General features: G+C 68.2%; 17 protein-coding genes. 11 read left to right on the top strand and 6 right to left on the bottom strand.

The window, feature by feature from the left end; translation table 11 throughout:
* Positions 1-1,979 (top strand): OmpA family protein (locus tag MBTS_RS20410; RefSeq protein WP_244973599.1); only part of this gene is annotated, 1,979 nt, incomplete at its 5' end.
* Between the two features lie 12 nt (positions 1,980-1,991).
* On the top strand, positions 1,992-2,378 hold the full coding sequence (locus MBTS_RS20405) for a hypothetical protein (RefSeq protein ID WP_056146373.1): 387 nt from the start codon (positions 1,992-1,994) through the stop codon (positions 2,376-2,378).
* A gap of 29 nt (positions 2,379-2,407) precedes the next feature.
* Here the strand turns inward: MBTS_RS20405 and MBTS_RS20400 are convergent, their stop codons facing one another.
* Complete coding sequence (locus MBTS_RS20400) at positions 2,408-4,714, bottom strand: lytic transglycosylase domain-containing protein (RefSeq protein ID WP_192216354.1); 2,307 nt, start codon at positions 4,712-4,714, stop codon at positions 2,408-2,410.
* A 185-nt stretch (positions 4,715-4,899) separates the two neighbouring features.
* Between MBTS_RS20400 and dapA the strand changes: the two genes are divergently transcribed.
* Both dapA and smpB read left to right on the top strand, forming a co-directional pair.
* On the top strand, positions 4,900-5,799 hold the full coding sequence (dapA, locus tag MBTS_RS20395; RefSeq protein ID WP_056146379.1) for a 4-hydroxy-tetrahydrodipicolinate synthase: 900 nt from the start codon (positions 4,900-4,902) through the stop codon (positions 5,797-5,799).
* A gap of 137 nt (positions 5,800-5,936) precedes the next feature.
* The gene (smpB, locus tag MBTS_RS20390; RefSeq protein WP_018044478.1) at positions 5,937-6,410 is read left to right on the top strand and encodes an SsrA-binding protein SmpB; all 474 of its coding nucleotides are present in this window, start codon (positions 5,937-5,939) and stop codon (positions 6,408-6,410) included.
* Between the two features lie 223 nt (positions 6,411-6,633).
* On the opposite strand, the gene MBTS_RS20385 is transcribed toward smpB, so the two are convergent.
* On the bottom strand, positions 6,634-6,807 hold the full coding sequence (locus tag MBTS_RS20385) for a hypothetical protein (protein WP_210322894.1): 174 nt from the start codon (positions 6,805-6,807) through the stop codon (positions 6,634-6,636).
* 12 nt (positions 6,808-6,819) lie between these two features.
* Between MBTS_RS20385 and MBTS_RS20380 the strand changes: the two genes are divergently transcribed.
* Positions 6,820-7,644 carry a prephenate dehydrogenase/arogenate dehydrogenase family protein gene (locus MBTS_RS20380; RefSeq protein ID WP_280529948.1) on the top strand — a complete coding sequence of 275 codons (825 nt, stop codon included), beginning with the start codon at positions 6,820-6,822 and terminating at the stop codon, positions 7,642-7,644.
* Positions 7,645-7,707: 63 nt separating this feature from the next.
* On the opposite strand, the gene MBTS_RS20375 is transcribed toward MBTS_RS20380, so the two are convergent.
* From MBTS_RS20375 to rpoZ, 4 genes are all read right to left on the bottom strand, one after another.
* Entirely contained in the window at positions 7,708-8,406 is a 699-nt protein-coding gene (locus tag MBTS_RS20375) for a LabA-like NYN domain-containing protein (protein WP_018044475.1), read from the bottom strand.
* A gap of 348 nt (positions 8,407-8,754) precedes the next feature.
* Complete coding sequence (gene pyrE / locus MBTS_RS20370) at positions 8,755-9,345, bottom strand: orotate phosphoribosyltransferase (protein ID WP_056146384.1); 591 nt, start codon at positions 9,343-9,345, stop codon at positions 8,755-8,757.
* Between the two features lie 165 nt (positions 9,346-9,510).
* Positions 9,511-11,748, bottom strand: a complete 2,238-nt coding sequence (locus MBTS_RS20365) for a RelA/SpoT family protein (protein ID WP_192216352.1) — start codon at positions 11,746-11,748, stop codon at positions 9,511-9,513.
* Positions 11,749-11,944: 196 nt separating this feature from the next.
* Positions 11,945-12,355 (bottom strand): DNA-directed RNA polymerase subunit omega, encoded by a 411-nt coding sequence (gene rpoZ / locus MBTS_RS20360; protein WP_018044472.1) that lies wholly within the window; start codon positions 12,353-12,355, stop codon positions 11,945-11,947.
* A 256-nt stretch (positions 12,356-12,611) separates the two neighbouring features.
* Between rpoZ and MBTS_RS20355 the strand changes: the two genes are divergently transcribed.
* The 6 genes from MBTS_RS20355 (at position 12,612) to mltG (ending at position 18,938) form a co-directional block, all read left to right on the top strand.
* Positions 12,612-13,334 carry a carbonic anhydrase gene (locus MBTS_RS20355; protein ID WP_018044471.1) on the top strand — a complete coding sequence of 241 codons (723 nt, stop codon included), beginning with the start codon at positions 12,612-12,614 and terminating at the stop codon, positions 13,332-13,334.
* Positions 13,335-13,418: 84 nt separating this feature from the next.
* A complete protein-coding gene (gene fabD / locus MBTS_RS20350) occupies positions 13,419-14,360 on the top strand; it encodes an ACP S-malonyltransferase (RefSeq protein WP_056255793.1) in 942 nt (313 codons plus the stop codon).
* Between the two features lie 14 nt (positions 14,361-14,374).
* Positions 14,375-15,115 (top strand): 3-oxoacyl-[acyl-carrier-protein] reductase, encoded by a 741-nt coding sequence (fabG, locus tag MBTS_RS20345; protein ID WP_056146390.1) that lies wholly within the window; start codon positions 14,375-14,377, stop codon positions 15,113-15,115.
* Positions 15,116-15,384: 269 nt separating this feature from the next.
* The gene (locus MBTS_RS20340; RefSeq protein WP_018044468.1) at positions 15,385-15,621 is read left to right on the top strand and encodes an acyl carrier protein; all 237 of its coding nucleotides are present in this window, start codon (positions 15,385-15,387) and stop codon (positions 15,619-15,621) included.
* A gap of 92 nt (positions 15,622-15,713) precedes the next feature.
* Positions 15,714-16,973, top strand: a complete 1,260-nt coding sequence (gene fabF / locus MBTS_RS20335; RefSeq protein ID WP_026176042.1) for a beta-ketoacyl-ACP synthase II — start codon at positions 15,714-15,716, stop codon at positions 16,971-16,973.
* A 588-nt stretch (positions 16,974-17,561) separates the two neighbouring features.
* Positions 17,562-18,938 carry an endolytic transglycosylase MltG gene (gene mltG / locus MBTS_RS20330; RefSeq protein WP_056146604.1) on the top strand — a complete coding sequence of 459 codons (1,377 nt, stop codon included), beginning with the start codon at positions 17,562-17,564 and terminating at the stop codon, positions 18,936-18,938.
* Positions 18,939-19,018 lie beyond the last annotated feature (80 nt).

Here is a 19,018-nt window from a genome sequence, read left to right as displayed (position 1 = left end):
CCCCCTTGCTCCGGAAATTCGGCTGGGCCGTCGGCCTGCCCGGACTGGCGCTCATCGTCGGCGTCGCGACGCCGTTCCTCGCCAGCCGCGCGGAGCGGCGGCTCGACGAGACCGCCGGCCCGGTCGCGCGTGCGACGGCCGAGACGGGGTTGGAGCCCTGGCTGCGCCTGAACGTGCGGGGCCGTGACCTCATTGCCACCGGAGAGGCGCCGAACGAGGCCGGGCGCGTCGCGGCCCTCGACAGGCTCAAGCGCCTGCCCGGCCTGCGCCACGTGGTCGGGCGTATCGGTATCGTCGAGGATGCCTCTCCCTTCGTCTGGACGGCGACGCGCACGAGCCCGGAGCGGATCGAACTGACCGGCAACCGGCCTGTCGAGATCGGCCCGCGGGCGCTTGCCGCGAAGCTCGCCCCGGAACTTCCGTCCGAGACCAGGATCGTCGATCAGGCCAAAGCCGCGCGTGGAGCGCCGCCGGACTTTTCCACCGCCTCTGCCTTCGCGCTCGAACAACTGAAGCCGCTGGCTCCGGGCGCCAGCGCCACCATCGCCGACACCACCGTGTCGCTCAGCGGCGAGGCATCGACGGTGGCCGATTACGAGGCCGTCAGGCAGGCCTTGGCCCATCCTCCGACCGGCTTCACCATGGGCAAGGTCGACATCCGGCCGGCGGCGACCCCCGATTTCCGGTTTGCGGTGACCCGCGAGCGTGGCGGCAGCCTCGTCCTTTCGGGGAATGTCGTCTCGGAGACGGCACGCGAGGAGATCCGCGCCATGGCGGACGATGCCGCCGATGGCGCCACGGTGGACGACCGGATGCAGACCGCCCGTGGTCTCGCGGCTGGGATCGATCCGACCACGCTCGGCCGCTTCGCCTTCCGGCTTTCCTCGCTGTTGCAGGACGGCAGCGTCACATTTGCCGATTCGCGCCTGTCGGTCTCGGGGACCGCACTCGACGGGCAGGCCATCGGCGAGGTCGACGCGCTGCTGCGCGACGGGCGACCGCGAGGCACCAGGGCCGGGCCGGTCGATCTCGCCGCCATGCCGCTCTCGCCCTATCGCTTCATGGTCCGGCGCGAGAGCGATGCGGTGACGCTGACCGGGCACCTTCCCGACGGCGCTACGCGCGACCGTATCCTGGCGACGCTGCGACCGCGCTTCTTCCGCGAACGCATCGTCGACAAGAGCCGCATCGCCGAGGGCGCACCGCCCAACCTCATCGGCGCCGTCGAGGCCGGCATCACCAGCCTCGCCATGCTCGCCACCGGCGACATCCGCCTCTCGGACAGGAAGCTCGCCCTGACCGGCGACAGCCTCTACCGCGAGAGTGCCGGTCGGTTCGAGGCCGATCTCGCCCGGCGGATGCCGGCCGGCTGGCAGGCGCAGACCGAGGTGAAGCCGCCGCCCGGCACGACCCTGGACGACCCGGCGGCCTGCCGGAACTCGTTCGACCGCGCGACAAACGGGAGCCGCCTCGTCTTCGCACCCGGCGGCGTCACCCTGAGAGCGGAGTTCTATCCGACCCTCGACGCCGTGGCCTCGGCGGCGAAAGCCTGCCCCGGTCTGCGCATCGAGGTGACGGGTCATAGCGACCCGGCCGGTGCCGCGAGCGCACCGAAACCCGCCCTGGACGCAGGGGTGGAGAACACCTCGTCGGTCGATTCGGGAAAGTCTCGGGACGCCGACAAGGCCTCGAAGCCGGTGGTCGCGAAGGCCGACAAGCCTAATGCGAAGCCCGCCGATCCCAAGCCCGCCTCTGTGAAGGACGGCAAGGACAAGGCGGCGAAGGACAAGGATGCCAAGGCGGAAGCCCCGAAGGAGGCGAAACCGGCGGAGCCTGAACCCGACATCGCTCGACAGCGGGCGCTTGTGATCGTCGAGTATCTGCTCCAGGCCGGCATCCCGGCGGACAGGATCGTCGCCGCGCCCGCCGGCCGCGCCAATGCCACCGGGCAGGGCGTCGGCCTCGCCCTGCGCTCCTGAGAGATCGTCCCGATGCTCCTGCTGTTGACGATTCTCTGGCCCGCGCTCGCCGCCAGCCTCGCGCTGGGCACCGCCATCGGATGGCACTTCGGACCGCCACGCGACCGGCTTTCGACCGCCATCGGGCTCGGACTCGGATTCGGGGCCATGGCGCTCGCCGGGCTCGCTTTCAGCGGGCTCGTACCGGGCCGCCCGGGCTTCTGGGTGGAGAGCGCGGCGCTGAACCTGGCGGCCTATCTCGTCGGCGCCGGGACCGGAGCCCTGGCGAGACTGGCCCGTCCGTCGCCGCCGAGGGCGTCGGGCCTCGACCGTGTCGGCCGCTCCCCCGACCGCCTCGCTCCATCACCTCGACCCACTGCCAGTGCCGAGCGGAGGCTTCGAGGGAAAGCTTCGGGATGAGATGGGTCGGGGGAGGATACCCCCTCGGCTCACCGCGCCCCGCGCTGAAGGTCCCCTTCGATCAGCAAAGCACTCTTGCCTTCCAGGCGGCTGCGGTAGACCTGCAGGTTCTCCATGACGCGCTGGACGTAGTTGCGGGTCTCGGTGAAGGGGATGCGCTCGACCCAATCGATGGGATCGACCCCGGTCCGGCGCGGATCGCCATAGGCGTCGATCCACTTCTTCACGTTGCCGCCGCCGGCATTGTAGGAGGCGAAGGCGAGGATGTAGGAGCCGCGCCAATCCTCCATCAGCTCCCCGAGATGGGCCTGGCCGAGGCGGGCATTGTAGGCGGGATCGCTGGTGAGGCGGTCCTGGTCGTAGGAGGCGCTGACCCGCCGGGCCGTGCGCTGGGCGGTGGCCGGCATCATCTGCATCAGCCCGCGGGCGCCGACGCTGGATTGGGCACGGGGATCGAACTGGCTTTCCTGGCGGGCGATGGCGAAGACCATGGCCTTTTCCACCAGGGGAACGGCGGCGGAGGCCTCGTAATCGGGAATGCCGATGGTCGGGTAGGCATGGGCGTCGAGGGGCAGTCCGCGTTGGACCGCGAGCTTGCCGATGGCCACGAGGGCGCGGGAATTTCTCACATCGACGGCGAGGTTGCCGAGCGCGCTGATCTCGGCCGGGTTGGTCAAGCGGTTCGCCGTGTCGATGTAGAGCGGCAGCGCCAGGTCCTTGAGCGAAGCCGCCTCGAGCATGCGCAGGGCCCGCGTGGTCAGGCGGTTCTCGAACGCCGTCGCGGCGGCGGGCTCGAGTTCGGAGACGACGCGCAGCGGAAGGCTCGCCTGTCCGAGCTTCGCCCGGGCGAGTTGCCCGTAATAGGCGATGGGCTGGAGCGCCGCGCGCTCGTAAAACGTCTTGGCGAGGCCCGCATCACCCGCCGCCTCGGCGGCGCGGCCCTGCCAATAGGCGACACGGGCGAGCGAGATCGGCGTCTCGGCGATGGTCGCGGCCTTGGCGAAATGGCTGGAGGCCTTGGCCGGATCGTCGAGGAAGCGCAGGGCGATCCAGCCGGCATGGAACTCGGCTTCGATCCGCTTCTCCACCGTGCGGCCGCTATGGCCGGCGGCGACCTCGTAGGCGAGGCTCGGATTGCCGATATCGATGAGCTTGCGGGCGACGATCCGGCGCTCGACCCACCATTCGTCGCCATCCACCAGGACGTCGCCGTTGGTCGGGGCGGTGGCGAGGATCGCGGCGGCCTCCACCGGCTTGTCGGCCCGGCGGAGATACTGCGCCCGCGACAGGATGTAGGACGGATCGCTGCGGAGCGACGGCGGCACGGCGTTGAGCGCGGAAGCGGCCGACGAACTCTTGTCCTCCACGGCCCGGCGGGCGCGGACCAGACTGGCGTAGCCGCCGCCGGCATAGGCAGCGGCCCGGCCGGCCGACTCGTAATCCTCCTTCAGGAGGGCGCGCTCCATGCGAAAGCGGTGATCGACGCGGGTGAGGACACCCGGAAAGGCGTCCATCACCTTGGTCTCGAGGGCGCGCCCGAAGGTCTCGGAGCGCCACAGGTCGCGGACCAGGGAGGCGGCGTCCTCGTCGAGGGCCTCCGCCCGGAAGGCGAGGGCAAGGGCGAACTTGCCCGGAGCGCTCGACGGGCGGGTGCCGGCGAAGAAGGCGCGCACGGTCGCCGGGTTCTTGCGCTCGGTGAGAAGCGCCTCCTCGGCGCGGCGGCGCAGGAGCGGACCCGCCGGCCATTCCGGGTTGGTCCGGGTGAAGGAGACCGTGCGCTCGAAGCCGATGCCGGAGCCGGCGCGGATCGCCACCCATTCGAGCAGAGCGAGGGCGGCGGGATCGGTGAAGCCGTCGCGCAGGCGGTCACCCTCGGACACCTTGCCGCGTCGATAGGCATCGATGGCCTGGCGCAGGGCGGGGAGATCGACATCCGGCGCCACCTGGGCCGCGCGGGCGGGATCGGGCACCTCCGGAACGGGCGCGGCCGGAGTCATCGCCGCATCGGGAAGGGGGAAGGCGATCGGCGCTTCAGGATCGGCGGAGGCATAGGCCTTGGCGGCGGCGGGCAGGGCCTTGCTCGGCGCAGTCTCGGCGCTGCGATCGTCCAGCTTCAAAGCGTCGGCCGCGACCGGATCGGTGGCGGCGGCCCGGCTGTCCGGCACGAGGACGGACGGGGCGACGGCATCGCTCGACGGCCGGGTGACGATGTCGTCCCCCTGGCCGGCCGCCACGGGGAAAACCGAGGCCGGCCCGATCCACATCGTCGTCCCCGCCAAGGCGACGGCGAGGGACACGGGGAGGGCGGCACGATAGGAGCGCGTCCAGAACGCCATGGTTCTTCCAGTCCCGTCGGATGCGGACATGCTTAAGCTGTCCCAGAGGGCATTAAGAAGTCATTAACTGCGCCGACGGACCGTTTGCGCGCGTGCAAGCGAGGCCCTATGTCTGCCCGTCCGCGAGAGCGGTGACGCGGCCGGCACACCGGCCCACCGAAAGATCGACGGCCGGGAACGCCAGGATGACCGACACCACGACCCAACGCCTCAAGGGCGCCATGACCGCCCTCGCCACGCCGTTTCGCGACGGCGCCTTCGACGAGGACGCCTTCCGCAAATTCGTGGTCTGGCAGATCGAGCAGGGCATCCATGGCCTCGTGCCCGTGGGCACCACCGGCGAGACGCCGACCCTGAGCCATGACGAGCACGACCGTGTCGTGGCCGCCTGCATCGCCGAGACCGCCGGCCGTGTGCCGGTGATCGCGGGCGCGGGCTCCAATTCCACGGCCGAGGCCGTCGAACGGGCCGTCAACGCGGAGAAGGCCGGCGCGGATGCCGTGCTCGTGGTGACGCCCTACTACAACAAGCCGACGCAGGCGGGGCTCTACGCGCATTTCAAGGCCGTCAACGACGCCATCGGCATCCCGATCATCATCTACAATATTCCCCCGCGTTCGGTGGTCGACATGAGCGTCGACACCATGGCGCGGCTGTATGAGCTCAAGAATATCGCCGGCGTGAAGGATGCCACGGCCAAGCTCGACCGTGTCAGCCTGCAACGCCAAGCCATGGGTGAAGACTTCATCCAGCTTTCGGGCGAAGATGCGACGGCGATCGGATTCAATGCGCAGGGCGGCGTCGGCTGCATCTCGGTGGTCTCGAACGTCGCACCGCGCCTCTGCGCCAAGTTGCAGGAAGCGACCCTGTCGGGCGATTACGCCACGGCCCTGCGGTTTCAGGACCAGTTGCTGCCGCTGCATGTGGGATTGTTCGCGGAATCGAACCCGTCGCCGGTGAAATATGCCCTGTCGCGGCTCGGCCACATGAGCGACGAGGTGCGCCTGCCGCTCCTCACGGTCAGCGATGCCACCAAGGGCATCGTCGACGCCGCCCTGCGCCATGCCGGCCTGATCGACGGCTGATCACCCCTCGCAGGCGAAATGCCGGCGAACCATATGAATGTTGATCGGCCGCATCGCGCGGCCGATGACGGCACCAGCTTCCTTCCAGACAAGGGGTATCGGCGCGGACAGGCCGATGCCCCAGAACCGACGATGTGATGGCTCCCAAACCGCAAGACACCCGCCGCGTCGTCGCCGACAACCGCGCCGCCCGCTTCCACTACGAGATCTCGGACGTCCTCGAGGCGGGCATCGCCCTGACCGGGACGGAGGTCAAATCCCTGCGCAAGGGCAAGGCGGCCATCGGCGAGGCCTATGCCGGGCCGTCGGGCGACGAGCTGTTCCTGTTCAACGCCTACATCCCGGAATATCTCGAAGCCAACCGCTTCAACCACGAGACCAAGCGCCCGCGCCGCCTGCTGCTCCACCGCAAGCAGATCAACAAGCTCATCGGCGCCACGAAGCGCGAGGGCTACACGGTGGTGCCGCTGAAGATCTACTTCAACGAGCAGGGCCGCGCGAAGATCGAACTCGGGCTCGGCCGGGGCAAGAAGCTCCACGACAAGCGCGAGAGCGCCAAGGAACGCGACTGGGAGCGCGACCGCGCCCGGATCATGCGCGACAAGGGCTGATCCGCGAATACTCCGTCGACGGGCGATGCCCGCCCTGCCAAGACACCGCCCATGACGATGAGCCCGATCCTATCCGGATCGTATCACCCGCCGCTTCCTTAGCGGCGAGGTGCTTTGTCACGTCTCAACCGCCCCGGTCGTCGGCGGTTGACCCTCTTCCAAGTACCGCTGGCCCCTCGGCTCCATAGAGGTCAGTTCCGTGTCTTTGGCTACGTCCCCTTCATCACGCATCACCGTCGGGATCATCGGATTCGGCGCGTTCGGCCGGCTGATCGCCCAACATCTCGGGCGGTATTTCCCGCTGCGCGCCTACGATCCCGCCCTGCCGCAAGGCGACGATATTCAGGCATCTCACGGGCAGCACGAGTCCCGTCTCCTGGAAGACTACGGCGTTCACACATCTCGCGGGATGCGCGGGCTCCCTCTCTTGGAAGGAGAGGGACAGGGTGAGGTGTGTGACCTTTTCGGAGGCGGACCACACCTCACCCCAGCCCTCTCCTTCCAGGAGAGGGAGCCCGTCGCGCCTCATGTCGAACCCGCCTGGGAAGGGAGAACGACCGGCGACCAGATATGTGAATCCAGTACGCAGAAAGGGGCGAGGAAAGCCGGGGTGCGGCTCGGCTCGCTCGCCGAGACGGCCACCTGTCGCGTCGTCGTCCTGGCCGCTCCGGTCTCCAAACTCGCCGAGGTGGTCTCCACCATCGGACCTCACCTGCGGCCGGGCGCCCTCGTCCTCGATGTCGGTTCGGTGAAGATGGTAGCCGCGAGGATCATGGCAGACGGGTTGCCCGATCACGTCGAGATCGTCGCGACGCATCCGCTCTTCGGACCGCAGAGCGCGCGTTCGGGCGTGAAGGGGCTGAAGATCGCCGTATGTCCGATCCGGGGGAGGGGAGGCCGGCGTGCCGCGGCTTTCCTGCGCAAGCAGCTCGGCCTCGACGTCATCCTCACGGACCCGGAGGCACATGACAGGGCCGCCGCCTCGGTCCAGGGGCTGACCCATCTCATCGCAAAGGTCTTCGTCGAGATGGAGCCGCTGCCGACCCGCATGACGACGAAGAGCTTCGACCTGCTGATGCAGGCGGTCGGCATGGTCAGGCACGATGCGCCGGAAGTCTTCGATGCGATCGAGCGCGCGAACCCCTATGCGGCGGATGTCCGCCGCCGGTTCTTCGCGCACGCCTCGCGGTTGGAAGCGGAGCTGTCGGCTCAGGGCGCGGACGCCACGGGCTGAGAGCGATGCTCCGGATCGGTGCCGAGGAGGCGGTCTGCCGCGCTTCCCCGGTGACAGATGTCGTTACTGTTCGGTCGCGTCGTCGCCCTGGCGGATACCGTAGCGGGTTTCCAGACCGGGATTGGGACGCGCCGCCGGCCGTTCGGCCACGTCGCGCGGCAGGTCTCGCGGAATGTCTCGCGGCAACTCGCGCGGACCGCGCGCCGGACCGTCGCCCTGGCTTCGGACGCCACGCTCGCCGGGGTCGCGACCGACCCGGGGAATGAGATGGACGAGGTCGACGAACTCGTCGGCCTGCCGACGAAGGTCGTCGGCAATCATGGCCGGCTGTGTCTGGATCGTCGAGACGACGGTGACGCGGACGCCGCGCCGCTGCATCGCTTCCACCAGGGAGCGGAAATCGCCGTCGCCGGAGAACAGCACCATGTGGTCGATGCGGGGCGCGAGCTCGAGGGCATCGATGGCCAGCTCGATGTCCATGTTGCCCTTGATCTTGCGACGGCCGGCGGAATCGGTGAATTCCTTGGCCGGCTTCGTCACGACCCGGTAACCGTTATAGTCGAGCCAATCGATCAGCGGACGGATCGATGAATATTCTTGATCTTCCACCATCGCGGTGTAGTAGAAAGCTCGTATCAAATTATCGCGAGCCTGAAATTCCTTGAGCAGCCGGCGATAGTCGATATCGAAACCGAGTGCCTTCGTCGCCGCATAAAGATTTGCCCCGTCTATGAACAGGGCGCTGCGCTGTTGTGCGCTCATTGAATGATCCATTTTCTCATCAGATTTTTCACATGTAAGGCAAGAAAGTCCGAAAGCTCAACGCTTCACCAGAAGACTTGCAAACCCGAATGCTTGATAACGCGAAGAATTTGATCCTAATAATCAAATCATAAATAAAACCAAGAATTAGCGGGCCACCGGAGCTACCCGCCTATCATATCCTTTGTTATTGTCCGAGCGCGGCGCTTGTCAACCATGACATGTATGCAATCACCAGAGAAATCGAATGAAAGCTAGGTCTGCCTACAATATTCCACTTTGCGCAACTGATATGCCTAATTGCATGCCAGAAAAACGACTACCTTAAGTTTCTAATCTTGCTTAGGATCAGCCCGGTGCTTTCACTCGGCTGCCGGGCTTGACGGCAGGCAGCGCGGCGAGTTCCGGCGGCAGCGCATCCGCAGGATAGACCGGAATGTCGAGGGTGACCAGGGAGACCATGGGAAGGCCGATCTCGCCGCGCCCGCCCGAGCGGTCGATGAGACACGCCGCGCCGATGACCTCTCCGGCCTCGGACTGGAGGGAGGCGAGGCATTCGCGGGCGGAGAGGCCCGTGGTCACGATATCCTCCACGATCACCGCGCGCTGGCCGGCCGGGATGCTGAAGCCGCGACGAAGGGAGAATGGCCCGCCGGGATCGCGTTCGACGAAGATGGCGCGCGCCCCGAGATGGCGGGCCGTCTCGTAGCCGGGCACGATGCCGCCGATGGCGGGGGACACGACGATGTCGATGGGGCCGAAACGGGCGACGATGACCTCCGCCAGGGCCTTGCACAGTCGCTCCGTCCGGACCGGGTCGGAGAAAATCGCCATCTTCTGCAGGAAGACACCGGAATGGAGCCCGGAACTGAGGACGAAATGCCCTTCGAGCAGGGCACCCGCCTCGCGGAATTCCGCGAGCACCGCGTCTGGCGTCATGAGAAAAGTGTTCCTAGAATGAGACGGTCCGGCGGCGTTTGTGGCAGCGTGGACCACGAGGCGCAAGGCGCCCCGACCCGCCGGGGGCCTTCCCACACCAAGGCCTGGTAAACAGAGCGTTACGCGGCGGTGATGGCCGACGACGCGTCGCGGGAGCCCGGCCGTTCAGCCGTTGACGCGGTCGACCCTGCTCACGGTGCGCTTGCCCCGCAGCTCGGCGATGATGGCGTTGAGGTGCTTCAGGTCCCAGACGGAGAGGTCGATGACGATCTCGGTGAAATCCTGGGTGCGCCGCTTCATCGAGACGTTGTCGATATTGCCGTCGTGATCGGCGATGACCTGCGCGATCTGGGCGAGGACGCCGGGCTCGTTGATCGATTGCAGGGCGAGGCGCGCGGGAAACCGCTCGCTCCCTCCCGCCTCGACGTCCCAGCGCACGTCGAGCCAGCGCGCCGGCTCGTTGTCGAAATCGGCGAGCGCCGCCGACTGGATCGGATAGATCGTCACCCCGACGCCGGGCGTCAGGATGCCGACGATGCGGTCACCCGGCACCGCGCCGCCATTCGGGGCGAAGCTCACCGGCAGGTCGTTGTCGAGACCGCGAATCGGGATGGCGTCGGCACGGCCCATATCGGCGGCGCCTTCGGGGAAGGTCAGGCGCATGGCCTGCCCCTTGGCGAGGCTGAGACGCCCCGCCCCTCCATCCATGGGCTGCTGCAGCGCGGCCGGGCCCGTGCGACGCTCCTCCTTGTGGTCGGGATAGACCGCGCGCACCACGTCGCCCGAGAACATCTCGCCACGGCCCACCGCCGCGAACACGTCCTCCGTGCTCTGGCGCGCCAGACGGGGGAGCGCGCCCCGCAGCTTGTCCTCGGAGAAGCTCTTGGCCGCCCGCTCGAAGGCGCGGTCGAGGATCTGGCGGCCGAGGCCGGCATATTGCCGCCGCACGGCCGAGCGAGTCGCCCGCCTAATCGCGGCGCGTGCCTTGCCGGTGACCACAAGGGATTCCCAGGCCGCCGGAGGCGATTGCCCGTCGGCCCGCGCGATCTCGACCTCGTCGCCATTGACGAGCTCGATCAGCAGCGGCGCCATGCGGCCGTTGATCTTGGCCCCCACCGCCGTGTTGCCCACATCGGTATGGACCGCATAGGCGAAATCGATGGGCGTCGCGCCGCGCGGCAGGGCGATGAGGCGCCCCTTCGGCGTGAAGCAGAACACCTGGTCCTGGAACAGTTCGAGCTTGGTGTGTTCGAGGAACTCCTCCGGGCTGTCGCCCTCGGCCAGGAGCTCGATGGTCCGCCGCAGCCATTGATAGGCGCCGCTTTCCGTGGCGAGGCGCGGATGGACGCCGCCGATCTCGTCCTTGCCGCCGCTCTCCTTGTAATGGGCATGCGCGGCGATGCCGTATTCGGCGATCTCGTCCATGGCCGCGGTGCGGATCTGCAGCTCGACGCGCTGGCTCTTCGGCCCGATCACCGTGGTGTGGATCGAGCGGTAATCGTTCTGCTTCGGGGTGGAGATGTAATCCTTGTAGCGGCCCGGCACCATCGGCCAGGTGGTGTGGACGACGCCCAGGGCGCCGTAACATTCGGACAGGGATTCCACGATGATGCGGAATCCGAAGATGTCCGAGAGCTGCTCGAAGGCGACCGATTTGCGCTCCATCTTGGCGGAGATCGAGAAGGGCCGCTTCTGCCGCCCGGTGACCACGGCGTTGATGCCCTGCGCGGCGAGCTTTGCGGTGAGATCCCGCTCGATGCTCTCCACCAAGCGCTCCGACTTCACCGCGAGATCGGCCAGCCGCTGGGCGATCGTCGCGTAGATCTCGGGCTTGAGGTTGCGCAGCGCGAGGTCTTCGAGTTCCTCGCGCAGTTCCTGCATGCCCATGCGGCCGGCGAGCGGCGCGTAGATGTCCAGCGTCTCCTGGGCGATCCGCTCGCGCTTCTCCGGCTTCATGTGGTGGAGCGTGCGCATGTTGTGAAGGCGGTCGGCGAGCTTCACCAGCAGCACGCGCACATCCGCCGCCACAGCGAGCAGGAGCTTGCGGAAGTTCTCACCCTGGACCGCGCGTTTCGACACGAGGTCGAGGCGCTTGAGCTTCGTCAGCCCGTCCACCAGGGCGCCGATCTCGGGGCTGAAGAGCTCGCGGATCTCGTCGAGGGTGGCGGCCGTGTCCTCCACCGTGTCGTGCAGGACGGCGGCGACGATGGTGGCGTCGTCGAGCCGGAGATCGGTGAGGATCGCCGCGACTTCGAGGGGATGGGCGAAGAAGGGATCGCCCGAGGCCCGCTTCTGCGTGCCGTGAGCGCGCATGGCGTAGACATAGGCGCGGTTGAGAAGGGCCTCGTTCACGGCGGGGTTGTAACGCCTCACCCGCTCCACGAGCTCGTACTGGCGCATCATCCGCCGCAACACCCTTCACACATCGTGACTGCCCGCCTTTGTCTTATGTTGTCCCGCATCGCGGCCGGGCACGCCAGACCCATGGCGCCGCATGACACCGGTTTCTCGCGCCGAAAAACGAAAAACCCGGCGCATGGCCGGGTTTTCGCGAGATTGTCAGTCAAACAGGATCGTCAGTCGAAAACGGGTCGTCCGATCACTCGGCCTCTTCGTCCGTCTCGGTGGGCGGAGCGAGGTTCTCGAGGCCGCGCAGCAGATCCTCTTCGCTCATCCGGTCGAACTGGACGGCGCCGTCGTCGCTGGAGGATTGCGGCGCCACGGCGGCGGCGGCGGGCGAGCTCGACAGCAGCGGCACCGTCTCGGCCTCCGGCTCATCGACCTCGACATATTTCTGCATCGAATGGATGAGCTGTTCCTTGAGGTCGTCGGCCGTGATCGTCGCGTCGCCGATTTCGCGCAGCGCGCAGACCGGGTTCTTGTCGCGGTCGCGGTCGATGGTCAACGGCGCTCCGGCGGCCAGCAAACGGGCGCGGTGGCTCGCGAGCAGGACGAGCTCGAAACGGTTCTCGACCTTGTCGATGCAGTCTTCAACGGTGACGCGAGCCATGCGGGAGGGCTCCTTCCATAGACCGGGAATGTAGAGATTGATCCGGCTCCATACACCGCCTCGCGCGGCGCAACAAGCGCGACCAGCATATTGCATCCGCCGCCCACACGGGCAGCACGTTCGGGACCTGCGTTCCATCCCGGCCCGGGGCCGCTGCTTATCGCCAGGGCGACAGCACTCCGCCCCACGGTTATGCGTGGCCCTGGTCAAGCTCATGCGAGCCTTCGCATGGCGATTGGAAGAGGGCCCAAACCTCATGACGAAGACGCTCAGCCGCCGCGGCCTGTTCAGCTGTGCCTGCCATCTCGGCGCAGCGGCCTTCGCCGCCACCGCCATGCCGAATCTCGGTCTGGCGGCCAGCCCGTCCACGAAGAAGACGGACCTGACGGCCGACCAGGCCCTCGAGCTGCTGAAGGAAGGCAATCGCCTCTACAAGACCGACAGCCCGGTGCGCTCTGTGCAGGGCCGCGACCGCCGGATCGAGATCGCCCTCGGGCAGACGCCGTTCTGCGTGCTGGTGAGCTGTTCGGATTCCCGCGTCTCGCCGGAGATCCTGTTCGGGCGCGGTCTGGGCGAGCTCTTCATCGTCCGCAATGCCGGCAACACCGCCGATACCGCCGCCCTCGGGTCGGTGGAATACGCCGTGTCGCAGCTCGGCGTTCCGCTGGTGCTGGTCATGGGCCACAGCCGCTGCGGTGCCGTGCTGGCGGCGGCCGACGTGGTGGAGAACAACACCGTCTATCCCGGCTCCATCGGCCGGATGATCGAGCCGATCGTGCCGGCGGTGCTGTCCGCACGCGGCAAGCCCGGCGACTTCATCGAGAATTGCGTGCGCGCCAATGTCGACCGGGTCGTCACCCGTATGCGCACGGCCTCCGAGCCCGCCCTCCTCGATCCGCTGAAGGCGGGCAAGCTGCGCATCGTCGGCGCCTCCTACAGCCTCGATACCGGGGTGGTGGACTTCTTCAACGAGGCCTGACCCGGCCCGCGATGGCGGCGCCTCGTGTTGACACCCGGAGCGGGCGGTGCGACTGCGCCGCCCTTTCCGTGCGAGAACATGACCATGGCGCGCGCATTCATCTTTCCAGGCCAGGGTAGCCAGGCCGTGGGCATGGGCCGGGCCCTGTCGGAGGCCTTCCCCCAGGCGAGGGCGGTCTTCGACGAGGTCGACGAGGCGCTCGGCCAGTCGCTCTCGACACTGATGTTCGAGGGACCGGTGGAGGAACTGACCCTCACCGCCAACGCCCAGCCGGCCCTGATGGCGGCCAGCATCGCCACCCTGCGCGTACTCCAGGCGACACGCGGTCTCGATCTCGTCCGCGACGTGGCGGCGGTGGCCGGCCATTCCCTCGGCGAATACACGGCGCTCGCCGCCGCCGGGACCTTCACCCTGGCCGATACCGCCCGCCTGCTGCGCATCCGCGGCGAGGCGATGCAGGGCGCGGTGGCGCCCGGTGCCGGGGCCATGGCGGCCCTCATCGGCGCAGATGCCGAACTGGCCGGCTCCGTCGCCGTGGAGGCCTCCGAGGGCGAGGTCTGCGACGTCGCCAACGACAACGGCGCGGGGCAGGTGGTGCTCTCGGGCGCGAAGGCCGCCGTGGAGCGCGCGGTGGCGATCGCGCAAGCGCGCGGGATCAAGCGCGCGGTGATGCTCAACGTCTCGGCGCCGTTCCACTGCTCGCTGATGGTGCCGGCGGCCGAGGCGATGCAGGACGCCCTCACCCGGGTGGCGATGAAGCCTCCCCTGGTGCCGGTCTATTCCAATGTCTTGGCCGCGCCGGTGCTGGAGCCGGCGGCCATCCGCCAGGCCCTCGTCGCCCAGGTGACGGGCACCGTGCGCTGGCGCGAATGCATCGCCGCCATGGCCGCCTCCGGCATCGATCAGTTCCACGAGATCGGCACGGGCAAGGTGCTCTCCGGCCTCGTCAAGCGGATCGCCCCCGGCGCCACCGCCACCCCCGTGGGCACGCCCGACGACGTGGCCGCCTTCCCGACGCTCAGCTGACAACAGGATTGCCCATGTTCGACCTGACCGGCCGCAAGGCCCTCGTCACCGGCGCGACCGGCGGCCTCGGCGGCGCCATCGCCCGGGCGCTCCACGCCCAGGGCGCCACCGTCGCCGTCTCCGGCACCCGCGCCGAAGCGCTGGACGCACTCTCGGCCGAACTCGGCGGCGAGCGCGTCCATGCCCTGACCTGCGACCTCTCCGACAAGGACGCCGTCGAGGCCCTGGTGCCGGCGGCGGAAGCCGCCCTCGGCGGCCTCGACATCCTCGTCAACAACGCCGGCATCACCCGCGACAACCTCCTGCTGCGGATGAAGGACGACGAGTGGGACGCGGTGATCGCCGTGAACCTCTCGGCCGCGTTCCGCCTCTCGCGGGCGGCGGTGAAGGGCATGATGAAGCGGCGCCACGGCCGCATCGTCAATATCGGCTCCGTGGTCGGCGCGACCGGCAATCCGGGCCAGGTGAACTACGCCGCCGCCAAGGCCGGCCTCGTCGGCATGACCAAGGCCATGGCGGCCGAGGTCGCCACCCGCAACCTCACCGTCAACTGCATCGCGCCGGGCTTCATCACCTCGCCGATGACCGACGCCCTCAACGAGAAGCAGCGCGAGGGCATCCTCACCCGCGTACCGATGAACCGCCTCGGCACCGGCGAGGAGATCGCGGCCGCGGCCGTCTATCTGGCCTCGAACGAGGCCGCCTACGTCACCGGCCAGACCCTGCACGTGAACGGCGGCATGGCGATGTACTGAGAGGGTCTCCCGACACGGCAGGCGGGAAAACCCGACGATTGTCCGGGAAAAAGCCACGGCGATGAACGGTTTGTGAACCGGCCCTCGCCAGCGCCAAAACCCTGTGCTACCACCCCGGCTGCCGTGCGAGGGGGGTTGACGGTTCAGCGTGTTGCGGGTTCTCAAGACCACGCGCGATCGGACACCGGCCGCTTCCAGAGATCCGCACCAGCGGGACGGCGGCCACGGCACCTTCACCATCACGATCGAATAACCAAGGACCAAGAACGATGAGCGATATCGCTGAGCGCGTGAAGAAGATCGTTGTCGAGCACCTCGGCGTGGAGCCGGAGAAGGTGGTCGAGGGCGCCAACTTCATCGATGACCTCGGTGCCGACAGCCTCGACACCGTCGAGCTCGTGATGGCCTTCGAGGAAGAGTTCAACGTCGAAATCCCGGACGACGCTGCCGAGACCATCCAGACGGTCGGCGATGCCGTGAAGTTCCTCGAGAAGAACTCCGCGTAAGCACGACGGGACGAGAGGCGCGAGGAGCGGGGTCCACGTGACCCCGCGCGCCGAACGACAGTGACATGACGGGACTGGTTCGGGATAACGCGATGCGTCGGGTGGTGGTGACGGGCTTGGGTATGGTGACGCCGCTGGGAAGCGGGGTCGAGGCCACCTGGAGCCGGTTGATCGCGGGAGACAGCGGAGCGTCGCAGGTGACAGCCTTCGACGTGTCCGATCTCGCCTGCCGCATCGCGTGCTCGGTCCCGTTCGGAGACGGCAGCGACGGCACCTTCAATCCGGACCAATGGATGGAGACGAAGGAGCAGCGCAAGGTCGATCCGTTCATCGTCTACGCCATGGCCGCCGCCGGCCAGGCGCTGGACGATGCCGACTGGCATCCCAAGAGCCACGAGGATCAGTGCGCCACCGGCGTGATGATCGGCTCCGGCATCGGCGGGATCGGGGGCATCTACGACGCCTCCGTGACCCTGCACGACAAGGGGCCGCGACGGATCTCGCCGTTCTTCATTCCCGGCCGAATCATCAACCTCGCCTCCGGGCAGGTCTCCATCGCCCACGGCCTCAAGGGGCCGAATCACGCGGTGGTCACGGCCTGCTCCACCGGGGCGCACGCCATCGGCGACGCAGCTCGGCTGATCCAGTTCGGCGATGCCGACGTGATGGTGGCCGGCGGCGCCGAATCTCCGGTGAACCGCCTGGCGCTCGCGGGCTTCGCCGCCTGCCGCGCCCTCTCCACCGGCTTCAACGACCAGCCCACCAAGGCTTCGCGCCCCTACGACAAGGACCGTGACGGCTTCGTCATGGGCGAGGGCGCCGGCGTCGTCGTGCTCGAAGAGTACGAGCATGCCAAGGCACGCGGTGCCCGGATCTACGCCGAAGTGGTCGGCTACGGCCTCACCGGCGACGCCTATCACATCACCTCGCCGGCCCCGGACGGCGACGGCGCCTTCCGCTGCATGAGCGCCGCGGTGAAGCGCGCCGGCCTCCAGGCCTCCGACATCGACTACATCAACGCCCATGGCACCTCGACGCCCATGGGCGACGAGCTCGAACTCAAGGCCGTGGAGCGGCTGCTCGGCGAGCACGCCGCCAAGGCCGCCATGTCCTCCACCAAGTCGGCCGTGGGCCACCTGCTGGGCGCGGCCGGTGCCATCGAGGCGATCTTCTCGATTCTCACCATCCGCGACGGCGTGATGCCGCCGACGCTGAACCTCGACACCCCCTCGGTGGAAACCGCGATCGACCTCGTGCCGCACGAAGCCAAGCGCAAGCAGGTCGATGTCGTGCTGTCGAATTCTTTTGGATTTGGCGGGACGAATGCGTCGCTGGTGATGCGTCGGGTCTGAAGCCCCGGCCGGTCCGACGCTCCCGTCAGGATCGCCCAGATATCGGTCGAGATCTCACCGGGAACGACCATCTCGCCCTTTTGGCGTTAGCGGGCGTGGTCTTCCAGCCGGCGGACGCGATCCTCCGTCAATGGACGACGCCGCTGCTGTTGGAATTCGCCGCCGGGCTCGCGCTCGCCGCTGGATTCGGCCCTCAGGCACCGGCAGGGGCTTGGTGATGCTCGGTATCGGCGTGATCTGGGCCGGAGGGCTCGCTCGCCTCGGCATCTACGACCAGCATGACCGCCTGCTCACCTGGGTGTCCGGCCGTGTTCATCGTCTGCGGCGCGCTGGCCATCGAGCGGGCGGGACGGTGGAGCGATAATACGCCTTTTTGCCACAAAACCGGTTCAATCCGGCTCGCACAACCCGCCCGCCCGGGTGTAGTCAGGTTTGACGCAAGGATCCCGAAGCTTCTTGGCGAGAAGCCCATCCATGCGTCGGCACCTATTGCCTGAGTTTCGTGCCCCGGTCGGCCAGGACGACACGACGGTCGCATCGTCGGGCCGAGACAAGGTTGGCGAGAGGCGAGGCCCGAACAGGATGTCCATGTTCTTCCGCAAGCGCAAAGACCCGGAGCAGGCGGCGATCGCGGTCCCGTCCGACGAGCCGTCCATGCCGCACCGGGTGTCCCCGCGCAGCCCCAGCGAGGCGATCAAGCCCACGGCCGCGCCGCCCCCGCCGGACCGCCCGGTGCGCGAGCGCGGCGGGTTGCTGAGCACGATCAGCGGCCTGCTCACCGCCGCCGTGGTCCTCGCCATCGCGGCGATGATCGGCGTGACGCTGTTCGACCGGCAGATCCGCGAACCCGGCCCGCTCGCCGCCGACAAGGTCGTGGTCATCCCGCCCCGCAGCGGCACCTCCGAGATCGCCGACGCCCTCAGCCGCGAAGGCGTCATCGCTCATACCGCCCTGTTCGAATGGGCCTCCCGCTTCTCCGGCAAGGCCCTGAAGGCCGGCGAGTACACATTCAAGGCCCATGCCAGCATCGGCGACACGATCGAGACCCTGTCCACCGGCCGGCAGGTACAACACGCCATCACCTTCCCCGAGGGCCTGACCTCCGAGCAGATCGTGGTGCGCCTCAACGACAACGACATCCTCACGGGCGACATCAACGAGATCCCGCCCGAGGGCTCGCTCCTGCCCGACACCTACAAGTTCGAGCGCGGCGCCACCCGCCAGCAGATCGTCAACCTGATGCGCGCCAAGCAGCGCGAAGTGCTCAACCAGATCTGGCTGCGCCGCTCGGCCGAGATCCCGGTGAAGACCCCGGCCGAGATGGTGACCCTGGCCTCCATCGTCGAGAAGGAGACAGGCCGGGCCGACGAGCGGCCGCGCGTGGCCGGCGTTTTCGTCAACCGCCTCAACAAGCGGATGAAGCTGCAATCGGACCCCACCATCGTCTACGGGCTGGTGGGCGGGCGCGGCACCCTGGGGCGCGGCATCCAGCGCTCCGAGATCGACCGGGCGACTCCCTACAACACCTACGTCATCGAGGGCCTGCCGCCGGGCCCCATCGCCAATCCCGGCCGCGCCGCGCTCGAGGCCGTCGCCAACCCGTCACGCACCAAGGACCTCTACTTCGTCGCCGACGGCACCGGCGGCCACGCCTTCGCCGACAGCCTGGAGGGCCATTCCCGCAACGTCGCCCGCTGGCGGCAGGTGGAGCGCGCCCGGAAGGAAACGCCCACTGACGCCGCCCCCGTGGACAAGGCCGAACCGCCGTCCGATCCCTCGGCGGTCCCGGGCCGGGCCTCGGCCTACGCACCGGACGGCACCAACTTCGCCGGCAGCGCCCCGGACCCGTCGGCCCCGCGCCCGAAAGCCTTCGACGCGTCGGAGGGCACCAAGCTCGACCCGCTGCGTAACAAGACCTTCGACCTCAATTCGGCCAAAAGCGTCCCGGCGCTGAAGGCGCAATAGGGCACTGCCGCCACTCTCCTCCCACTTGTGAGGAGGAGTGGGCGGTGGGGAGGGTGGCGGTGGCCTCCACTGCCTAAGGG

The organism is Methylobacterium bullatum, from assembly GCF_014845095.1.
In the GTDB taxonomy this organism is placed as follows: Bacteria; Pseudomonadota; Alphaproteobacteria; order Rhizobiales; family Beijerinckiaceae; genus Methylobacterium; species Methylobacterium bullatum.
This window is presented reverse-complemented; position numbering and strand designations above follow the sequence as displayed.